Source organism: Maritimimonas sp. 2210JD6-3 (assembly GCF_056591795.1).
On the sequence record NZ_JBWQOJ010000084.1, the window covers coordinates 1 to 1,670 of the forward strand.

The window sequence follows — 1,670 nt, forward strand, 5'->3', positions numbered from 1 at the left end:
CATTAAACTATGCGCAAGAAAAAAATAAAATTACCACGGAAAAAGTTTGGCGTGTAAATTTTTTGAATCCTGCGATTGAGTTTGAAACACCAACAGGACAATATTCTACATTTTCTTCGGCTCTTGGAATTGGCTATGGAGGCGGTTATCCTGATTTAACCCACGCTGGAAATGGTCTTATTTATATAATTAGTCCATTTGCTGATTTTCAACAGAAATGGTTCTATAACCTAAATAGAAGGAACAAGAAAAACCGAACAGTTGATAACAATTCTGGTAATTTTGTTTCACTAAGATTTATTACACGAGGAAATTCAATAGCAGAAAATGTAAACCGTACTTCTAACTTTGATTTTGCAATCGGACCGACTTGGGGAATTCAAAGAAAATATGGGAAGAATTTTCATTTATTATTTGATGTTGGTCCTCAGTATTACTTTGATACCAACGGAAATGGGAATATCTGGCCAATCATGCTACAATTAAACTTAGGATTTAACTTAAAAAAGAAATAAAAGTGTTGTAAAATGAATAATATAAAATTAATAGTATTAGCGGCTTGTTTCTTCATTGGGGAAGCTATTTATGCTCAATCACAAGATACATTATTACTTAAAAGTTTAATTTCAAGTTTTAGTATATTCAACCTAAAGGTTGTAAATCAAACTTTTGATACCAAGTCTTTGAAGTTGCTCAGTAGAATACCAACCATATCTATTTACAATGGAACAACAAATTTGTATGATAACTATTTATGGGAAGGAGATACCTATACTTATAGTAATTCAAGTTTACTTTTTGAAAATAAGTCTAATTTTCTAAGCGACCTTTTCTTAGGAAGCAGTTCTATCATGGAGAGTAATCCCTTGGTACAAAAATCTACTTTTATACTAAATGATGATTCCAGATATCGGATTCGGGATTCTTTTAATCCTTATGGTGCTACTAATATTGGTGAAGCGTTATTAGGTGGTTTTTTTGGCTTATTATTAAACTAGAGTAGAACTTAGAATCAATCAATTTGTTTCATTCAAGGGTGTCTAATTCTAGTTTTGGAACAGATTGTCTGCTTCTTTCATTTTTCTATCAATAATTTTGGCATAAATCTCATAGGTTCTTATTTCCTTATGCCCAAGCGTTTTGAAACTGTATAAATATCAGCTCCATTTTCCAAAAGTAAGACAGCATTGGTATGTCTCGCGGAGTGAAAGGTAATGTGTTTGATAATACCTGCAAACATACACCAGCGAAGCAATTGAAGGTTTATGTATGCACTGTAATGTAGATTTCTAAACCCTATCTTTTGGCTCTTCTCTTTCTACTAGGAGGTTTCTAGCTTGCTTTGTAGTATATAAATACTCATCACCTTCTGTTTTCTTTTGTTGAAATACGATTCGAAAATAGAGTTACCCGCTTCATATTTTCCTTCATCCCAGACTTCAAACCAAACCAATTTATTGATATCAGATCATCGTATGCCAGTAAATGTGGAAGAGAGAAAGGCTCGTTTTAAAATTGGAAATTTGCATGGGGTTTTAGATAACCTTTGAAGCTCGTCTGAAGTTAAGTGTTCTCTAGTTGATTCTCCCATGACAAAGTCTTTTACTTTCTTAATTTCATAAAAATCCAATAGGGTTGTTTTTCCTCTATGATTGTTTTGAACCCTATAC

Annotated in this window: 3 protein-coding genes and 1 pseudogene; 2 read left to right on the forward strand and 2 right to left on the reverse strand. The window is 32.5% G+C overall.

The window, feature by feature from the left end:
* On the forward strand, positions 1-515 hold a 515-nt coding region (locus AC1EUY_RS16030; protein WP_480196561.1), incomplete at its 5' end, for a hypothetical protein.
* A 12-nt stretch (positions 516-527) separates the two neighbouring features.
* The gene (locus tag AC1EUY_RS16035; RefSeq protein ID WP_480196562.1) at positions 528-998 is read left to right on the forward strand and encodes a hypothetical protein; all 471 of its coding nucleotides are present in this window, start codon (positions 528-530) and stop codon (positions 996-998) included.
* Between the two features lie 119 nt (positions 999-1,117).
* Here AC1EUY_RS16035 and AC1EUY_RS16040 read toward each other — a convergent pair whose 3' ends face one another.
* Together AC1EUY_RS16040 and AC1EUY_RS16045 are read right to left on the reverse strand one after the other, a co-directional pair.
* Complete coding sequence (locus AC1EUY_RS16040; RefSeq protein WP_480196563.1) at positions 1,118-1,240, reverse strand: tyrosine-type recombinase/integrase; 123 nt, start codon at positions 1,238-1,240, stop codon at positions 1,118-1,120.
* A 228-nt stretch (positions 1,241-1,468) separates the two neighbouring features.
* Positions 1,469-1,670, reverse strand: a pseudogene (locus AC1EUY_RS16045) (hypothetical protein); the annotation flags it as partial.